Origin of the sequence: Pseudomonas sp. S12(2018), assembly GCF_024355235.1 — a bacterium.
GTDB classification, from domain to species: domain Bacteria; phylum Pseudomonadota; class Gammaproteobacteria; order Pseudomonadales; family Pseudomonadaceae; genus Aquipseudomonas; species Aquipseudomonas palmensis.
In genome coordinates, this window is record NZ_QLAD01000007.1 from 109,075 (window position 1) to 126,989 (window position 17,915).

Here is a 17,915-nt window from a genome sequence, read left to right on the forward strand (position 1 = left end):
CTAGCTGCCAGCGGACCACAGGGCCTGTCGCAAGGGTTGCCGGATTTTTCTGTTCAGCGTGCCTGCTGCAACGGCATGCGCGAGGCCGCCAGAGGCTCGACGCTGACCTGGGCGACACAGATCAGGTTGCGCATTTTCTGTGCAATCAGTTCGGCGCGGTGCCAGCTCAGGCCGGCTACGCCGATCTCCAGGTTCAACAGGTCGTCCTGCTGCTGCATCTGTACCTGGTGCGGGGTAAGGAACTGCAGGGCGAACAAGTTGAGCACGCGGCACAGGCTGTCCGGCTCGGCTTCCACCTGCAGGCTGTAGCGCACGCTGCTGTGCACAGCATTGGCGGCCCAGACATCGCTGCGCAGCGGGGTGACGGGGCTGTCCAGCCGTTCGTGGGCGCTCATGGGAAATCTCCGGTTTCGATGGAGGAATTTTTACATCTTCAACCGGGTATTTTTTCTCTATGATCGAGCGATCTGCGTAATCTGCGCATTGTTCAATTCAGTAATGGCGCCTTGAGGGGATAAAACATGCAAAGCCAACTGGACGCCTACGACCGACGTATCCTGGCTCTGCTGCAGGAGGATGCGTCGCTGTCCAGCGCACAGATTGCCGAACGGGTCGGCCTGTCGCAGTCGCCGTGCTGGCGGCGGATCCAGCGGCTCAAGGAGGAAGGGGTGATTCGCGGGCAGGTGACCCTGCTCGATCGCAAGAAGATCGGCCTGAACACGCAGATTTTCGCCGAGGTCAAACTCAACGCCCACGGGCGGACCAACTTCGCCGAATTCACCGAGGCGATCCGCGAGTTTCCCGAGGTGCTGGAATGCTATGTGCTGATGGGCGCAGTGGACTTCCTGCTGCGCATCGTCACCCCGGACATCGAAGCCTACGAACGGTTCTTCTTCGAAAAGCTGTCGATGGTGCCGGGGATCCAGGAGGTCAACTCGATCGTGGCCTTGTCCGAAATCAAGTCCACGACCAGCTTGCCGGTGTAGCCGTCACTTGCGCAGCAGGTGCTTCCAGCCGCGGCTCTGGAACACCGCCATGGCCTGATGCACACGGGCTTCGAGCACGTCGTCGCTGATTGGCAGGCTGGCCAGTTCGTGCAGCTTGTTCAGCTCGCCGAACAGGCGGTCCAGGTCGGGGCTTTCCAGCACCTGGCGGGCATGGTGCAACCAGGCCAGCAGGCGCTCGATGCGCGGTAGCTGTTCGGCCAGGTCTTCAGGCTGGCGGTGGTACAGCGGCAGTTGCAGCGCGTTGGCTTCGTCCGACAGCAGCACCTTGAGCCAGTTGCCCAGTTGCGCAGCGCCCTGGCGGTCGCCACGCTTGTTGCGCTCGACGGTCCAGCCACGGGCCAGCAGCCAGCGCGAGGTGTCCAGCGAGAACTGGCCCCAGCGGGTGTCGAGCAGTTCTTCGGCGAACTGCTCGGGCGCCGCGCGGCGCACGTCTTCGTCGTCGTTGCCAGCCAGTACCAGCGGGCGCCAGTCCTCGAGCAGGGCGTCGAGGCTGGCACGCAGGGCGCTGGTGGTCGGGCGCGGCGCGGCCTGGCCCAGGCTGCCGAGCAGGGCGCGCAGTTCGGCCAGGCTCTGGACCCAGTCCTGCAGCAGGCGCCAGTGTCCGTTGAACAGGTACTGCTCGGCCAGGCGCTGGCTGCTGCCCAGCAGGTGCCAGGCCAGTGCCGCGAAGGCATCGTCCAGCGGCATCTCGGCGTTCAGTTCAGCAGGCGGCAGGCTCACGGCGAAGCTCGAGGGGTCGAGCAGGCGGTAGCCGCGTTCGGCCTTGCTGATGTCGCACGGCATCAGCGGCAGGCTGGCGGCCAGCTCGGCGGCCAGTTCCAGCAGTGCGGCCGGGTCGCCTTCACGCAGTTCCAGCTCAAGCTCGCAGATGGCTTCCTTCTGCTTGCCGGCCACTACATGGCCCAGGTCCAGCGCAGCCTCGATGACCACCTTGGCCTTGCCACGGCCCCAGGCGATTTCGGCGTACTCGCGGGTGAAGTCGGTGCTGAACAGCGGCTTGATGGTTTTCTTGTCCAGGTCGGCCAGCTCGGCCGGCCATACCTGCTCGTCGAGCTTCTTGAGGTCGAGCTTGGCCTTGGGCAGCTGCCATTCGTGCTCGTTGCGTACCGACAGCCCGGCGGTGCTGTGGCCACGGGCCTTGAGGGTCTGGATCACCACGTCGCCGTCACGACGCAGGCGCAGGGCCACCTTGGCCGCGGCCAGGTCGCGTTCTGGGGTATCGAAATATTGATTGAGCAGCTCGCGCTGCTGCCAGCCGGACTTGTTGCGCTTCTTCAGCAACGGGTGTTCGCGCAGGGCAGCGAGGGTCTCGCGGCTGACCCGCAGTTTGAGTTCGGTTTCTTTGTTCATTGCTGGCAGGCTCGATGACTGGGTGCGTCTTGGCCGTGCAGTGTACAGGAGTCGGCCGCCGACGGTTTATTCCAGGTGCCCGATAGCCCTATGATGGGCCTCGTACCGAGGAGAATGCGCATGCCTTTGCCGCCGCTCAAAGACCAGTTCGCCGCCCTGATCGCCACGCCGTCGGTCAGTTGCACCCAGCCGAGCCTGGACCAGTCCAACCGCGCGGTGATCGACCTGCTGGCCACCTGGCTGGGTGACCTGGGTTTTGCCTGCGAGCTGCAGGAGGTGACGCCGGGCAAGTTCAACCTGCTGGCCAGCTACGGCAGTGGCCCCGGTGGCCTGGTGCTGGCCGGGCACAGCGACACGGTGCCCTATGACCCGCAGCTGTGGCAGACCGATCCGCTCAAGCTGACCGAGGTTGACGGGCGCTGGGTGGGCCTTGGCAGTTGCGACATGAAGGGCTTCTTCGCCCTGGTGATCGAAGCGGTACGCCCGCTGCTCGAGCAGCCGTTCAGGCAGCCGTTGCTGATCCTGGCCACCTGCGACGAGGAAAGTTCGATGTCCGGCGCCCGCGCCCTGGCCGATGCCGGCCGCCCGCTGGGCCGTGCAGCGGTGATCGGCGAGCCGACCGGGCTGCGCCCGATCCGCCTGCACAAGGGGGTGATGATGGAGCGCATCGATATCCTCGGGCGCAGCGGTCATTCGTCCGACCCGAGCCTGGGCCACAGCGCCTCGGAGGCTATGCATGCGGTGATGGGCGAGCTGATGGGCCTGCGCCGGCAATGGCAGCAGCAGTACAGCAACGCCCAGTTCAGCGTGCCGCAGCCGACCATGAACTTCGGCTGCATCCACGGTGGCGACAACCCCAACCGTATCTGCGGGCAGTGCGCCCTGGAATTCGACCTGCGCCCACTGCCGGGGATGGACCCGGAAGTGCTGCGTGCGGCGATCCGCAGCAAGCTGGCGCCGCTGGCCGAACAGCACCAGGTGAAGATCGACTACGCGCCGCTGTTTCCCGAGGTGCCGCCGTTCGAGCAGGCCGCCGACGCCGAACTGGTGCGCGTGGCCGAGCGTCTTACCGGGCATACGGCCGAGGCGGTGGCCTTTGGTACCGAGGCGCCTTATCTTCAACGTCTGGGCTGCGAAACCCTGGTGCTGGGCCCCGGCGACATCAGCTGTGCCCACCAGCCGGGCGAGTACCTCGAAATGTCACGCCTGGAGCCTACCGTGCGTCTATTGCGTGAGTTGATCGGGCATTATTGCCTCAACCCGGTAATTGCCCGCTGATTTCAACCGTTTTTACCCAAGGAGAATGCGCGTGACGCCAGACCTGTTGCGACGATAACCCTTCGAGCGCTGTGTGCTTTTCCGTTCTTGTCCTTTTTCCACAGGTTTCTACAGGCTCTGGTTATGCCCGAATACGTCAATTGGCTGCGTCATGCTTCGCCTTACATCAATGCCCACCGCGACTGCACCTTCGTGGTCATGCTGCCCGGTGACGGGGTCGAGCACCCCAACTTCGGCAATATCGTCCACGACCTGGTGCTGCTGCACAGCCTGGGCGTGCGCCTGGTGCTGGTGCACGGTTCGCGCCCGCAGATCGAAAGCCGCCTGGCCGCCCGCGGCCTGAGCGCGCACTACCATCACGGCCTGCGCATCACCGATGCGGCCACCCTGGAATGCGTGATCGACGCGGTCGGCCACCTGCGCATCGCCATCGAGGCGCGCCTGTCGATGGACATGGCCGCCTCGCCGATGCAGGGTTCGCGCCTGCGCGTGGCCGCCGGCAACCTGGTCACGGCGCGCCCCATCGGCGTGCTCGAAGGCGTCGATTATCACCACACCGGCGAGGTGCGCCGGGTCGATCGCAAGGGCATCAATCGCCTGCTCGACGAGCGCTCCATCGTGCTGCTGTCGCCGCTGGGCTATTCGCCCACCGGCGAGATCTTCAACCTGGCCTGCGAAGACGTCGCCACCCGTGCGGCCATCGAGCTGGGGGCCGACAAGCTGCTGCTGTTCGGCGCCGAGCGCGGGCTGATGGATGAGAGCGGCAGGCTGGTGCGTGAGCTGCGCCCGCAGCAGGTGCCGGCGCATCTGCAGCGCCTGGGCTCGGACTATCAGGGCGAGTTGCTGGACGCGGCCGCCGAAGCCTGCCGTGGCGGTGTGGCGCGCAGCCACATCGTCAGCTATGCCGAGGACGGTGCGCTGCTCACCGAGCTGTTCACCCGTGACGGTGGCGGCACGCTGGTGGCTCAGGAACAGTTCGAGAAGGTGCGCGAGGCGGCCATCGAGGATGTCGGCGGCCTGCTGGACCTGATCAGCCCGCTGGAAGAGCAGGGCATCCTGGTGCGACGTTCGCGCGAGGTGCTGGAGCGCGAGATCGAGCAGTTCAGTGTGGTGGAGCGCGAGGGAATGATCATTGCCTGCGCGGCGCTGTACCCGATCGCCGATTCGGAGGCGGGCGAGTTGGCGTGCCTGGCGGTGAATCCGGAATACCGGCATGGCGGGCGTGGCGACGAGTTGCTGGAGCGCATCGAGACGCGGGCGCGGGAGATGGGCTTGAAGACCTTGTTCGTGCTGACGACGCGCACGGCGCACTGGTTCCGCGAACGCGGCTTCGTGCCCAGCGAGGTGGAGCGGCTGCCTGCGGCGCGGGCTTCGCTGTACAACTACCAGCGCAATTCGAAGATCTTCGAGAAGGCGCTTTAAGGGCTTCGCCGGCAAGGCCGGCTCCTACACGGTCACATCGACCCTGTAGGAGCCGGCCTTGCCGGCGAATGGACCTTACACGGTGTGCAGGTACCAGTTGTACTCAAGGTCGGAGATGGAGTGTTCGAACTCCTCCAGCTCGCTTTCCTTGCAGGCCACGAAGATATCGATGTATTTCGGATCGATGTACTTGGCCATGATCTCGCTGTCGTCCAGCTCGCGCAGTGCATCCCGCAGGTTGTTCGGCAGGCTCTGCTCGTTCTGCTCGTAGGAGTTGCCCACCATCGCCGGGCCCGGTTCGACCTTGTTGGTCAGACCGTGGTGCACGCCCGCCAGTACGGCTGCCATCAGCAGGTACGGGTTGGCGTCGGCACCGGCCACACGGTGCTCCAGGCGCACGGCGTCCGGCGTGCCGGTCGGTACGCGCAAGGCCACGGTACGGTTGTCCAGGCCCCAGGTCGGGGAGTTGGGCACGTAGAACTGGGCACCAAAACGGCGGTACGAGTTGACGTTCGGGCACAGGAACGCCATCGACGCCGGCAGGGTCTCGAGCACACCGCCGATCGCGTGACGCAATGCGGCGTTCTGCTCGGGATCCTCGCTGGTAAAGATGTTCTTGCCATCCTTGTCCAGCACCGAGATATGCACGTGCAGACCATTGCCCGCCTGGCCAGGGTACGGCTTGGCCATGAAGGTGGTGTCCATCTCATGGTCGTAGGCGATGTTCTTGATCAGACGCTTGAGCAGTACCGCGTAGTCGCAGGCCTTGATCGGGTCGGCCACGTGGTGCAGGTTCACTTCGAACTGCGCCGGGGCACTTTCCTTGACGATGGCATCAGCCGGGATGCCTTGTTCCTTGGCACCTTCCAGAATGTCCTGCAGACAGTCGACGTACTCGTCGAGGTCGTCGATCAGGTACACCTGGGTGGAGATCGGACGCTTGCCCGAGATCGGCGAGCGCGGCGGCTGCGGACGGCCGTTCACGTTCTCCTGGTCGATCAGGTAGAACTCCAGCTCGAACGCGGCGCAGATGGTCAGGCCCAGGTCGTCGAACTTGCTCACCACCTGGCGCAGCACTTCACGCGGGTCGGCGAAGAACGGCTCGCCCTCGAGTTCGTGCATGGTCATCAGCAGCTGCGCGGTAGGGCGCTTCTGCCAGGGCTCGTTGGAGAGGGTGCCGGGGATGGGATAGCAGATACGGTCGGCATCGCCGATGTCCAGGCCCAGGCCGGTGCTTTCGACGGTGGAACCGTTGATGTCCAGGGCGAAGAGGGAGGCCGGCAGGTTGATGCCTTTCTCGTAAACCTTGTGCAGGCTCGTGCGTTCGATGCGCTTGCCACGCACCACACCATTCATATCTGCAATCAGAAGGTCAACGTAGAGAACCTCAGGATGTTCCTTAAGGAACGCGTTCGCTTCGTTAAGCTGAACGGCACGCGGGGGTACCGACATGATGCAACACCTTTGTTGTTAAAAATATCAATCAATGGGGGCTTGCAGGTTCAGTCAACGCGAAAGCCCTGCTGAAGTCAAGCCAGCCCCATCATGCCCTAAAACGGCACTGAAGCGGCATTTTTGCTGCAAATGAGGGCGTCGACAAGGCCTGCTTTGGTAGCGAGACAGCGACTTTGAGCGGGCCGTATTCTATTTTTTACAGGGGTGTTGTGTAAAAAAATGAACAAGGCTAAGCTCGGTTGCAACCCATAACAGCAATAATACCGGGGGTTACATGTCTCGCCAGCCGACAATCGGCGTCACCGGCCGCACCGCGCGGATCGGTCTGCACGCCCGCCGCACCCACGGCAGATACCGCGTGGCCGTGCGCCGCCACCTGGCCGCAATAATTGACGGCCTGGGCTGCATGCCCGGTATCGCACCCTCTTCTGTAATCGACTGCCACCACTATAGCCGGCCAGGCGGCCCAGCGGGTATTGCCCTGCGCGTTCGCCCCGTGGCAGGTGCTTTGCTTTAGCGTCGTGCGGCATCCAGAATGAGCAGGACGGCCCAGCCTGGGCGTCCTGACGTCAGTCCAGACATTTACCTCCTGAGGTATTTATGAGTAACAACCTCGACCAGCTCACCGATTGGTTGAAAGAGCACAAGATCACCGAAGTCGAGTGTCTGATCAGCGACCTCACCGGTATCACGCGCGGCAAGATCTCCCCCACCAACAAGTTCATTGCCGAAAAGGGCATGCGCCTGCCCGAAAGTGTGCTGTTGCAGACGGTGACCGGCGACTACGTCGACGATGACATCTATTACGAGCTGCTCGATCCGGCCGACATCGACATGATCTGCCGCCCCGACGAGAACGCGGTATTCCTGGTGCCATGGGCCATCGAGCCCACCGCGCAGGTGATCCACGACACCTACGACAAGCAGGGCAACCCGGTCGAGCTGTCGCCGCGCAACGTGCTCAAGAAGGTATTGAAGCTCTACGCCGACAAAGGCTGGCAGCCGATCGTGGCGCCGGAGATGGAGTTCTACCTGACCAAGCGCTGCGAGGACCCGGACTTCCCGCTGCAGCCGCCCATCGGCCGCTCGGGTCGCCCCGAGACCGGTCGCCAGTCGTTCTCCATCGAGGCCGCCAACGAATTCGACCCGCTGTTCGAGGACGTCTACGACTGGTGCGAACTGCAGCACCTGGACCTGGACACGCTGATCCACGAGGACGGCACCGCGCAGATGGAAATCAACTTCCGTCACGGCAATGCGCTGTCGCTGGCCGACCAGATCCTGGTGTTCAAGCGCACCATGCGCGAGGCCGCGCTCAAGCACAACGTCGCCGCCACCTTCATGGCCAAGCCCATGACCGGCGAGCCGGGCAGTGCGATGCACCTGCACCAGAGCATCATCGACGTGAACACCGGCAAGAACATCTTCTCCAACGAAGACGGCAGCATGAGCCAGCTGTTCCTGCACCACGTCGGTGGCCTGCAGAAGTTCATCCCGTCGGTGCTGCCGCTGTTTGCCCCCAACGTCAACTCGTTCCGCCGCTTCCTGCCCGACACCTCGGCGCCGGTGAACGTGGAGTGGGGCGAGGAGAACCGCACCGTGGGCCTGCGCGTGCCGGATGCCGGCCCGCAGAACCGGCGTGTGGAAAACCGCCTGCCCGGCGCCGACGCCAACCCTTACCTGGCGATTGCCGCCAGCCTGTTGTGCGGCTACATCGGCATGGTCGAAGGCATCAACCCCAGCGCGCCGGTCAAGGGCCGCGGTTACGAGCGGCGCAACCTGCGCCTGCCGCTGACCATCGAGGACGCCCTTGAACGTATGGAGAACTGCAGCGCGCTGGAGCCGTACCTGGGCAAGAAATTCATCGCAGGCTACGTCGCCACCAAACGCGCCGAGCATGAAAATTTCAAACGCGTGATCAGCTCCTGGGAACGCGAGTTCCTGCTGTTCGCGGTCTGATAAACCCCGGGGCCGCAGGAGCGCGGCCGTCAGTCATCGGAGAAGCACATGAGCGTCAAGAACCCGCAAACCCGCGAGTGGCAAGACCTGAGTCGTGATCATCACCTGGCGCCGTTCAGCGACTACAAGCAGCTGAAGGAAAAAGGCCCGCGGATCATCACCAAGGCCAAGGGCGTGCACCTGTGGGACAGCGAGGGCAACAAGATCCTCGACGGCATGGCCGGGCTGTGGTGCGTGGCCGTCGGCTACGGCCGTGAAGAACTGGCCGAGGCGGCAGCCAGCCAGATGCGCGAGCTGCCGTACTACAACCTGTTCTTCCAGACCGCCCACCCGCCGGCGCTGGAGCTGGCCCGGGCGATCACCGAGGTGGCCCCTGCGGGCATGAGCCATGTGTTCTTCACCGGCTCCGGCTCCGAAGGCAACGACACCAACCTGCGCATGGTCCGCCATTACTGGGCGCTCAAGGGCAAGCCGCAGAAGCAGGTGATCATCGGTCGGGTCAACGGCTATCACGGCTCCACCGTGGCCGGCGCTGCCCTGGGCGGCATGAGCGGCATGCACGAGCAGGGCGGTACGCTGCCGGGCATCGTGCATATTGCGCAGCCGTACTGGTTCGGCGAAGGCGGCGACATGACCCCGGACGCGTTCGGCGTATGGGCCGCCGAGCAACTGGAGAAGAAGATCCTCGAGGTCGGCGAAGACAACGTCGCCGCCTTTATCGCCGAGCCGATCCAGGGTGCTGGCGGGGTGATCATCCCACCAGAAACCTACTGGCCGAAGATCAAGGAAATCCTCGCCAAGTACGAAATCCTGTTCATTGCCGATGAGGTGATCTGCGGTTTCGGTCGTACCGGCCAGTGGTTCGGTACCGACTACTACGGCCTCAAGCCCGACCTGATGACCATCGCCAAGGGCCTGACTTCGGGCTACATCCCCATGGGCGGCGTGATCGTGCGTGACGAAGTGGCGGCCGTGCTCAGTGAAGGCGGCGACTTCAACCACGGCTTCACCTACAGCGGCCACCCGGTGGCGGCAGCGGTGGCCCTGGAAAACCTGCGGATCCTGCGCGACGAGAAAATCATCGAGCGCGTTCAGGCAGAAACGGCACCGTATTTGCAGAAACGTCTGCGTGAGCTGAACGATCATCCGCTGGTGGGCGAGGTCCGTGGCCTGGGCATGCTCGGCGCGATCGAACTGGTCAAGGACAAGGCGACCCGCACCCGTTACGAGGGCAAGGGCGTGGGCATGATCTGCCGCCAGTTCTGCTTCGACAACGGGCTGATCATGCGCGCCGTGGGCGACACCATGATCATCGCGCCGCCGCTGGTCATCACCTGCGAGGAGATCGACGAGCTGGTGGAAAAGGCACGCAAATGCCTGGACCTGACGCTCGAAGCGTTGAAGTGAGCAGGTGCTAGGCTCAGCCTTGGGTTGAATGGCGATCTGCGGCGCACTCTGGTTGAAACCGCGCCGTGGATCTTGCCAGACTAGCGACTGTTTCAGTCGCCCAGCGCTTGCGCCGAACGAGTCGGTCGCTGAACAGATGGTTTCTATAAAAAATTCTGGAGCATTACGCATGAAGAAAATGGGCAAGACGCTGTTGGCCGCTACCCTCGCGGGGTTGATGGCCGGTGCTGTTCAGGCGGACGACAAGGTGCTGCACGTCTACAACTGGTCCGACTACATTGCGCCGGACACCATCGCCAAGTTCGAGAAGCAGTCGGGCATCAAGGTGGTCTACGACGTGTTCGACAGCAACGAAACCCTGGAAGCCAAGCTGCTGGCCGGCAAGTCGGGCTACGACGGGTGGTACCGTCCAACAACTTCCTGGCCAAGCAGATCAAGGCCGGTGTGTACCAGGAGCTGGACAAGTCCAAGCTGCCGAACTGGAAGAACCTCGACGAAGACCTGCTCAAGGCCGTGGGCGATGCCAGTGACCAGGGCAACAAGCATGCCTTCCCGTACATGTGGGGCAGCATCGGCATCGGCTACAACCCCGAGAAGGTCAAGGCCGCGCTGGGCGTCGACAAGATCGACTCGTGGGACGTGGTGTTCAAGCCGGAAAACATCGCCAAGCTCAAGAGCTGCGGCGTGAGTTTCCTCGACGCACCGACCGAAATGATCCCGGCGGCCCTGCATTACCTGGGCAAGCCGACCAACAGCAAGGACAAGGCAGACCTGAAGGCCGCCGAAGACCTGTTCCTGAGCATTCGCCCATCGGTGGCGTACTTCCATTCCTCCAAGTACATCTCGGACCTGGCCAACGGCAACATCTGCGTGGCCGTGGGTTACTCGGGTGACCTGGAGCAGTCCAAGGCCCGTGCCCACGAAGCGGGCGACAAGGTCAAGCTGGCCTACAGCATTCCGAAAGAAGGCGCCGGCACCTTCTATGACATGGTCGCGATTCCCAAGGACGCCACCAATGTCGAAGCAGCCTACAAGTTCATGGACTTCCTGATGCAGCCGGAAGTCATGGCCGAGATCACCAACGCCGTGCGCTTCCCGAACGGCAACAAGGCAGCCACCGCTCTGGTGGACAAGGACATCTCCGGCGACCCGAGCATCTACCCGTCGGATGAAGTGAAGAAGCACCTGTACGCGATCAGCGACCTGGATGCAGGCACCCTGCGCCTGATCACCCGCAGCTGGACCAAGATCAAATCGGGCAAATAAAAACCGGTTTTCCCCGTCAGGCACTGAAAAACAGTGCCTGAACGGGGCTCGAGGGCAAATTCTTTTTGCTCGATGGGTGTATCGAAGGTAAGTTGCGCGCCGGTTTGCCGGTACCGCAGGCGTATCTGCCAAACGACTCGGGCACTTTTGTAGAGGACCTCCCACTTGTCTACTTCACATTTTCGCAAGGCCGTCCTGGCCACAGCGAGCCTGACGCTGGCGATCAGTGTCCAGGCGGCGCCCACGGTGCATATCTACAACTGGTCGGACTACATCGGCCAGACCACCCTTGCGGACTTCGAAAAGGAGACCGGCATCAAGCCGGTGCAGGACGTCTTCGATTCCAACGAAACCCTGGAAGGCAAGCTGCTGGCCGGTCGCACCGGCTATGACGTGGTGGTGCCGTCCAACCATTTCCTCGGCAAGCAGATCAAGGCGGGCGCGTTCCAGAAGCTCGACAAGACGCTGCTGCCCAACTATTCCAATCTCGACCCGGCCCTGATGAAGCGCCTGGAGAAGAACGACCCGGGCAACCAGTACGCGGTCCCCTACCTGTGGGGCACCAATGGCATCGGCTACAACGTCGAGAAGGTCAAGGCCGCGCTGGGAACCGACACCATCGATTCATGGGCCGTGCTGTTCGAGCCGGAAAACATCAAGAAGCTCTCCAAGTGCGGCGTGGCGTTCCTCGACTCGGCCGACGAGATGCTGCCGGCGGTGCTCAACTACATGGGCCGCGACCCCAACAGCACCAACCCCAAGGACTACGCCGACGCCGAGAAGAAGCTGCTGGCCATACGGCCCTACGTGACCTACTTCCACTCGTCCAAGTACATCTCGGACCTGGCCAACGGCGACATCTGCGTGGCCGCCGGCTTCTCCGGCGACGTGTTCCAGGCCAAGTCCCGCGCCGAAGAGGCGGGCAAGGGCGTGGAAATCGCCTACGCGATCCCCAAGGAAGGCGGCAACCTCTGGTTCGACATGCTGGCGATTCCCAAGGACGCCAAGAACGTCAAAGAGGCCCACGCCTTCATCAACTATCTGCTCAAGCCTGAGGTCATCGCCCAGGTCAGCGATTACGTCGGTTACGCCAACCCGAACCCCAAGGCTGGCGAACTCATGGACCAGAGCGTGCGAACCGACGCAGCGGTTTACCCACCGCAAGAGGTGCTGGACAAGCTGTACGTCAACTCAGAGTTACCCCCCAAAGTGCAACGTTTGATGACCCGAAGCTGGACCAAGATCAAGTCGGGCAAGTAACTATCCAGGGCCCGTCACGGCAGGGGCGGGCACCAAAATCTTGTTGGGAGTTTCACACATGGCAGTTGCCTCCGGTGCCTATAAGAAAGCCCTAGAAGGCGATCAGCAACCTAAACAGGTGCTGGTCAAGATCGACCGGGTTACAAAGAAGTTCGACGAAACCGTAGCGGTGGACGATGTGTCCCTGGAGATCAAGAAGGGCGAGATCTTCGCGCTGCTCGGTGGCTCCGGCTCGGGCAAGTCCACCTTGCTGCGCATGCTGGCAGGGTTCGAGCGCCCGACCGAAGGGCGGATCTTCCTCGATGGCGTGGACATCACCGATATGCCGCCCTACGAGCGGCCGATCAACATGATGTTCCAGTCCTACGCGCTGTTCCCGCACATGAGCGTGGCCGACAACATCGCCTTCGGCCTCAAGCAGGACCGCATGAGCAAGGACGAGATCGAGGCGCGGGTGGCCGAGATGCTCAAGCTGGTGCACATGACCCAGTACGCCAAGCGCAAGCCGCACCAGCTCTCCGGTGGCCAGCGCCAGCGTGTGGCCCTGGCCCGTTCGCTGGCCAAGCGGCCCAAGCTGCTGCTGCTCGATGAGCCGATGGGCGCGCTGGACAAGAAACTGCGTTCGCAGATGCAGCTGGAGCTGGTGGAGATCATCGAGCGCGTGGGCGTGACCTGCGTGATGGTGACCCACGACCAGGAAGAGGCCATGACCATGGCCCAGCGCATCGCGATCATGCACCTGGGCTGGATTGCCCAGATCGGCAGCCCCATCGATATCTACGAAACCCCCACCAGCCGCCTGGTGTGCGAGTTCATCGGCAACGTCAACCTGTTCGAAGGCGAAGTGGTCGAGGACGCCGAGGGCCACGCGCTGATCGCCAGCCCCGAGCTCGAGCGCAAGATCTACGTGGGCCACGGTGTGACCACCTCGGTCGAAGACAAGCGCATCACCTATGCGCTGCGTCCGGAAAAACTGCTGGTGACCACCGAGCAGCCGAGCTTCGAGTTCAACTGGTCCCATGGCAAGGTGCACGACATCGCCTACCTGGGTGGCCATTCGGTGTTCTACGTGGAGCTGCCAGGCGGCAAGATCGTGCAGTCGTTCGTCGCCAACGCCGAGCGCCAGGGCACCCGGCCGACCTGGGATGACCAGGTCTACGTGTGGTGGGAAGACGACAGCGGCGTGGTCCTGCGGTCATGACAGCGCGCAAGCTCAAGCGAGCGTTTCAGCGATTGATACCCGAAGGGCGTCACCTGGTGATCGGGGTGCCGTTCCTGTGGCTGTTCCTGTTCTTCATGCTGCCGTTCTTCATCGTGCTGAAGATCAGCTTTGCCGAAGCCGACGTGGCGATCCCGCCGTACACCGAGATCTTCACCTACCTCGAAGACAAGGTTCAGCTGGTACTCAACCTGGCCAACTATGGCCTGTTGACCGAGGACGAGCTGTACATCGCGGCCTACCTGGGCTCGTTGAAGATGGCCCTGATCAGCACGATCCTGTGCCTGGCGATCGGCTACCCGATGGCCTATGCCATCGCCAACGCGCGCAAGGAAATGCAGACCGTGTTGCTGCTGCTGATCATGATGCCGACCTGGACGGCGATCCTGATCCGCGTGTATGCGTGGATGGGCATCCTCAGCAACAACGGGTTGCTCAATGCCTTCCTGATGTGGCTAGGGCTGATCGATCAGCCGCTGCAGATCCTCAACACCAACCTGGCGGTGTATATCGGCGTGGTCTATTCGTACCTGCCGTTCATGATCCTGCCGCTCTACGCCAACCTGGTCAAACACGACCAGAGCCTGCTGGAAGCGGCGTCCGACCTGGGTTCGAGCACCTTCAACAGCTTCTGGAAAATCACCGTGCCGCTGTCCAAGAACGGCATCGTGGCCGGCTGCATGCTGGTGTTCATCCCGGTGGTGGGCGAGTTCGTGATCCCCGAGCTGCTGGGCGGCCCGGAAACCCTGATGATCGGCAAGGTGCTGTGGCAGGAATTCTTCAACAACCGTGACTGGCCGGTGGCATCCGCCCTGGCGGTGGTGATGCTGGCAATCCTGATCGTGCCCATCCTGCTGTTCAACCGCAGCCAGGCCAAAGAGATGGAGGGCAGGGCATGAAGCGTTTCAGTTTCTCCAAACTGATGTTGGTGGTAGGCCTGCTGTTCATCTACCTGCCCATGCTGATCCTGGTGATCTACTCGTTCAACGCCTCCAAGCTGGTGACGGTGTGGGGGGGCTGGTCGGTGAAGTGGTACGTGGGCCTGCTCGACAACACCCAGCTGATGGGCTCGGTGATGCGCTCGCTGGAGATCGCCTGCTACACCGCGGTGGCCGCGGTGGCGCTGGGTACCCTGGCGGCGTTCGTACTGACCCGTGTGACCCGCTTCAAGGGGCGCACGCTGTTCGGTGGCCTGGTCACCGCACCGCTGGTAATGCCTGAGGTGATCACCGGTCTGTCGCTGTTGCTGCTGTTCGTGGCCATGGCGCAGATGATCGGCTGGCCGCAGGAGCGCGGCATCGTCACCATCTGGATCGCTCACACCACGTTCTGCGCCGCCTATGTGGCGGTGGTGGTGTCGGCCCGCCTGCGCGAGCTGGACCTGTCCATCGAAGAGGCGGCCATGGACCTGGGCGCGCGGCCGTGGAAGGTGTTCTTCCTGATCACCATCCCGATGATCGCGCCGTCGCTGGCGGCGGGCGGCATGATGTCGTTCGCACTGTCGCTGGACGACCTGGTGCTGGCCAGCTTCGTGTCCGGGCCGGGTTCGACCACCTTGCCGATGGAAGTGTTCTCGGCGGTGCGCCTTGGCGTGAAGCCTGAGATCAACGCGGTGGCCAGCCTGATCCTGCTCAGCGTGTCGCTGGTGACCTTCATGGTCTGGTACTTCAGCCGCCGTGCTGAAGAGCGCCGCAAGCGCGCGATCCAGCAAGCCATCGAAGAAAGCGCCGCGGACTCGTGGAAGCAGCCGGACGTGCGCCGCGCTACTGCGGCGCAGGTCTCGGCCTGATCTGAAAAAGCCATCACGGGTCACGCCCGCCCCCACAGGTTTTGCGAACACCGCAGACCCCTGTGGGAGCGGGCGTGACCCGCGATGGGCTGCACAGCAGCCCTAGGGCACCAGCCGCAACGTCCCCTCGGTCTCCCCCGCCAACCCCATCAGCGCCCGCTGATACCTGCCGTCGATATAGTCCTGCGCCTGATCGGCATAGTGCCTGTCGAACACCACGCCGCTCTGCCCGAGCGGGTTGATGCTCAGCGCCGTCCCCGCATCGGCGAAATCGATCACGCGCCGCGTCGATGGCCCGTAGGTCACCGGCCACGGTGCCGGGCCGATTCTGGATGACAGGTTGTTCGGTACCTCATGCGCGCCCGGCGCCGCGAATGGCCCCACGTTGAACAGCAGGTTCAGCGGCTTCTGCGCACCCAGCGGGTGCCCGTGGGTCAAGGTGTGCGCCTTGCCCCACTGCCAGTTCGCCGGGTCCTTGCCCAGGGTGGTGCGCAGGTGCGCCAGGGTGTTGTCCCAGGCCAGCTTGACCACCGTTTCGCGGTCACTGTGCGCGTTGCTGCCCTTGCGCGCCCACCACTGCGAATCCACGTCCGCGGCCAGGCGCGGCAGCAAGGTATCCACGATGCGCGTCGACAGCAGCGTCTCGAACCATTCGTCACCGAGCTCGTCATGGGTGGCGGCGCGGGCGAATTCGTACAGCAGCTGGTTGAACAGCGTGGCGCTGGTCGATTCCACCGGGTAGTCGCCGCGCCACGCGGCCAGTTGCTCGACCAGCTCGCGCTCGTGTACGTCGGTGACCACCTGGCGCAGCACCGACAGCAGCGGTGTGAGCAGGTGCGGGCCATAGGCGGTGGCCGTGTCCAGCTGCAACGCCTGGCTGTTGTGCAGGTCCCACTTCACGCCGGGCGAGGCCAGGTTGTTGTTGAGCTGGCGGCCGCGGTCCGGCGGGTTGTAGTAGCCGGGGATGACCATGCCGGTGGGCGACACCGGCTGGAAGTTGGCCGAGACGATGTAGCCCGCGGCGGGGTTCTCCTGCTGCGGGTTGGCGCTGAACGGGTAGAAGCCGAGCTTGTCGGCCTGGGCCGTGCTGCCGTCGAGAATGAACGCCGGGTTTACCCCGTCCGGGCGGATCGGCAACTGCGCTGCCGCCCACCAGCCGATGTCGCCCTGCGCGTTGGCCCATACCAGGTTGAGGCCGGGGGCGTGGATCTTGGCGGCGGCCGCACGCATCCTGTCCAGGGTGTTGGCGCGGTTGATGTCGTAGAAGGCCTCCAGGATCGGGTTCTCGGTTTCCAGGAATGCCCACCACATCGCGATCGGCGTGCCGTTTTCATGCCCACTGACGGCGGGGTTGATGATCGGCCCGTGCGGCGAGCGGCGCAGGGTGAGGGTGAGCGGGTCTTCTCCCTTGATCCGGACCTGCTGCTGGGTGGAGGTGAGGTCGTGCCACTGGCCGTGGATCTTCACCTGTTCGGGATTGTCCGGGTTGACCTGCTCGGCGATCAGGTCGAGGTCGTCGTTCTGGAACATGGTCAGGCTCCAGCCGAACTCGCGGTTGTGTCCCAGCGAGGCGAACGGGTTCAGCGCCTGGTGGTAGCCGTACAGGTGAAAGCCCGGCGCCGACAGTTCGGCCTCGTACCACACCGACGGCACCGAGAACCGAATATGCGGGTCGCCCGCCAGCAGCGGCTTGCCACTGGCGGTGAGCCTGCCGCTGACGGCCCAGGCGTTGCTGCCCTCGAATTGCGGCAGGCCCGCATCGCCCAGCGCCTGGTGGCTGACCTGGGCGATGCGGCCCAGCCTGCGCCAGTCGGCAGCGGCCAGGTGTGGCGGGGTTTGCACCGCGCCTTCGGGGTCCCAACCCAGGTCGAAGTCGCTGAGGTAGTACTTGCCCAGATGATCGCGCACGTAGGTCAGCAGCGGCTCGGTACGAAACGCGGCGGCGAAGCTGTAGGCCATGAACCCTGCGATGCTCAGGGTGTCCTCGGCGGTGAACGGGCGCGGTGTGATGCCCAGCACATCGAACTCCACGGGCCTGGGGTGCGAGTCCTGCCAGGCGTTCACGCCCTCCAGGTAGGCTTGCAGGGCCAGCCAGGCCGGGGATTGCCTGTCCTGGCGGGCGACCATGCTGCGCGCCTGCTCGGCAATGCGCAGGCTGCGGAACAGGGTGTCGGTCTCCACCAGCTTGGGGCCCAGTACCTCGGCCAGTTCGCCATTGGCCAGGCGCCGGGTGATTTCCATCTGGAACAGGCGGTCCTGGGCGTGCACGTAGCCCAGTGCGCGGTACAGGTCGGTTTCGTTCTGCGCCTGGATGTGCGGTACGCCGCGCTGGTCGTAGCGCACGCTCACCGGCGCCTGCAGGCCGGCCACGGTGACTTCGCCGGTGCGTTGCGGCAACTTGCTGTGGGCATACCAGTAGCCGCCGCCGGCGACGGCGGCGATGAGCACCGCAAGAAGGGTAAGGCTGCGTTTCATCGGGGCTCCTTGTGCGAGGATCGTTCCT

At 63.7% G+C, this 17,915-nt stretch carries 13 protein-coding genes and 1 pseudogene; 10 read left to right on the top strand and 4 right to left on the bottom strand.

Going from position 1 to position 17,915, the window contains the following annotated elements; translation table 11 throughout:
* Positions 1-53 precede the first annotated feature (53 nt).
* On the bottom strand, positions 54-395 hold the full coding sequence (locus DN388_RS17635) for a hypothetical protein (protein WP_255001407.1): 342 nt from the start codon (positions 393-395) through the stop codon (positions 54-56).
* A gap of 126 nt (positions 396-521) precedes the next feature.
* On the opposite strand from DN388_RS17635, the gene DN388_RS17640 reads away from it, so the two are divergent.
* Positions 522-986 (top strand): Lrp/AsnC family transcriptional regulator, encoded by a 465-nt coding sequence (locus tag DN388_RS17640; RefSeq protein WP_043863419.1) that lies wholly within the window; start codon positions 522-524, stop codon positions 984-986.
* 3 nt (positions 987-989) lie between these two features.
* On the opposite strand, the gene DN388_RS17645 is transcribed toward DN388_RS17640, so the two are convergent.
* Entirely contained in the window at positions 990-2,357 is a 1,368-nt protein-coding gene (locus DN388_RS17645) for an inorganic triphosphatase (RefSeq protein WP_054915510.1), read from the bottom strand.
* 120 nt (positions 2,358-2,477) lie between these two features.
* Here DN388_RS17645 and argE point away from each other — a divergent pair, with 120 nt between their 5' ends.
* Both argE and argA read left to right on the top strand, forming a co-directional pair.
* Positions 2,478-3,635: an acetylornithine deacetylase gene (argE, locus tag DN388_RS17650; protein ID WP_043863421.1), complete on the top strand. Its 1,158-nt coding sequence runs from the start codon at positions 2,478-2,480 to the stop codon at positions 3,633-3,635.
* Positions 3,636-3,758: 123 nt separating this feature from the next.
* Positions 3,759-5,057, top strand: coding sequence for an amino-acid N-acetyltransferase (gene argA, locus DN388_RS17655; protein ID WP_043863422.1), 1,299 nt, complete (start codon positions 3,759-3,761; stop codon positions 5,055-5,057).
* A 75-nt stretch (positions 5,058-5,132) separates the two neighbouring features.
* Here the strand turns inward: argA and DN388_RS17660 are convergent, their stop codons facing one another.
* A complete protein-coding gene (locus tag DN388_RS17660; RefSeq protein WP_043863423.1) occupies positions 5,133-6,509 on the bottom strand; it encodes a glutamine synthetase family protein in 1,377 nt (458 codons plus the stop codon).
* Positions 6,510-7,112: 603 nt separating this feature from the next.
* On the opposite strand from DN388_RS17660, the gene DN388_RS17665 reads away from it, so the two are divergent.
* From DN388_RS17665 to DN388_RS17695, 7 genes and pseudogenes are all read left to right on the top strand, one after another.
* Positions 7,113-8,471 carry a glutamine synthetase family protein gene (locus DN388_RS17665; protein ID WP_043863424.1) on the top strand — a complete coding sequence of 453 codons (1,359 nt, stop codon included), beginning with the start codon at positions 7,113-7,115 and terminating at the stop codon, positions 8,469-8,471.
* A gap of 48 nt (positions 8,472-8,519) precedes the next feature.
* Entirely contained in the window at positions 8,520-9,878 is a 1,359-nt protein-coding gene (locus tag DN388_RS17670) for an aspartate aminotransferase family protein (protein ID WP_043863425.1), read from the top strand.
* Between the two features lie 169 nt (positions 9,879-10,047).
* Positions 10,048-11,144, top strand: a pseudogene (locus DN388_RS17675) (polyamine ABC transporter substrate-binding protein).
* A 165-nt stretch (positions 11,145-11,309) separates the two neighbouring features.
* Positions 11,310-12,404 (top strand): polyamine ABC transporter substrate-binding protein, encoded by a 1,095-nt coding sequence (locus tag DN388_RS17680; protein ID WP_043863427.1) that lies wholly within the window; start codon positions 11,310-11,312, stop codon positions 12,402-12,404.
* Positions 12,405-12,462: 58 nt separating this feature from the next.
* Entirely contained in the window at positions 12,463-13,605 is a 1,143-nt protein-coding gene (locus DN388_RS17685) for an ABC transporter ATP-binding protein (RefSeq protein ID WP_043863428.1), read from the top strand.
* A gap of 35 nt (positions 13,606-13,640) precedes the next feature.
* Positions 13,641-14,522, top strand: coding sequence for an ABC transporter permease subunit (locus DN388_RS17690; protein WP_173925095.1), 882 nt, complete (start codon positions 13,641-13,643; stop codon positions 14,520-14,522).
* Complete coding sequence (locus DN388_RS17695) at positions 14,519-15,412, top strand: ABC transporter permease subunit (RefSeq protein ID WP_043863430.1); 894 nt, start codon at positions 14,519-14,521, stop codon at positions 15,410-15,412. The genes DN388_RS17690 and DN388_RS17695 overlap by 4 nt, the downstream gene beginning before the upstream one ends.
* Positions 15,413-15,514: 102 nt before the next feature.
* On the opposite strand, the gene DN388_RS17700 is transcribed toward DN388_RS17695, so the two are convergent.
* Positions 15,515-17,887, bottom strand: coding sequence for a penicillin acylase family protein (locus DN388_RS17700; protein ID WP_255001421.1), 2,373 nt, complete (start codon positions 17,885-17,887; stop codon positions 15,515-15,517).
* Positions 17,888-17,915 lie beyond the last annotated feature (28 nt).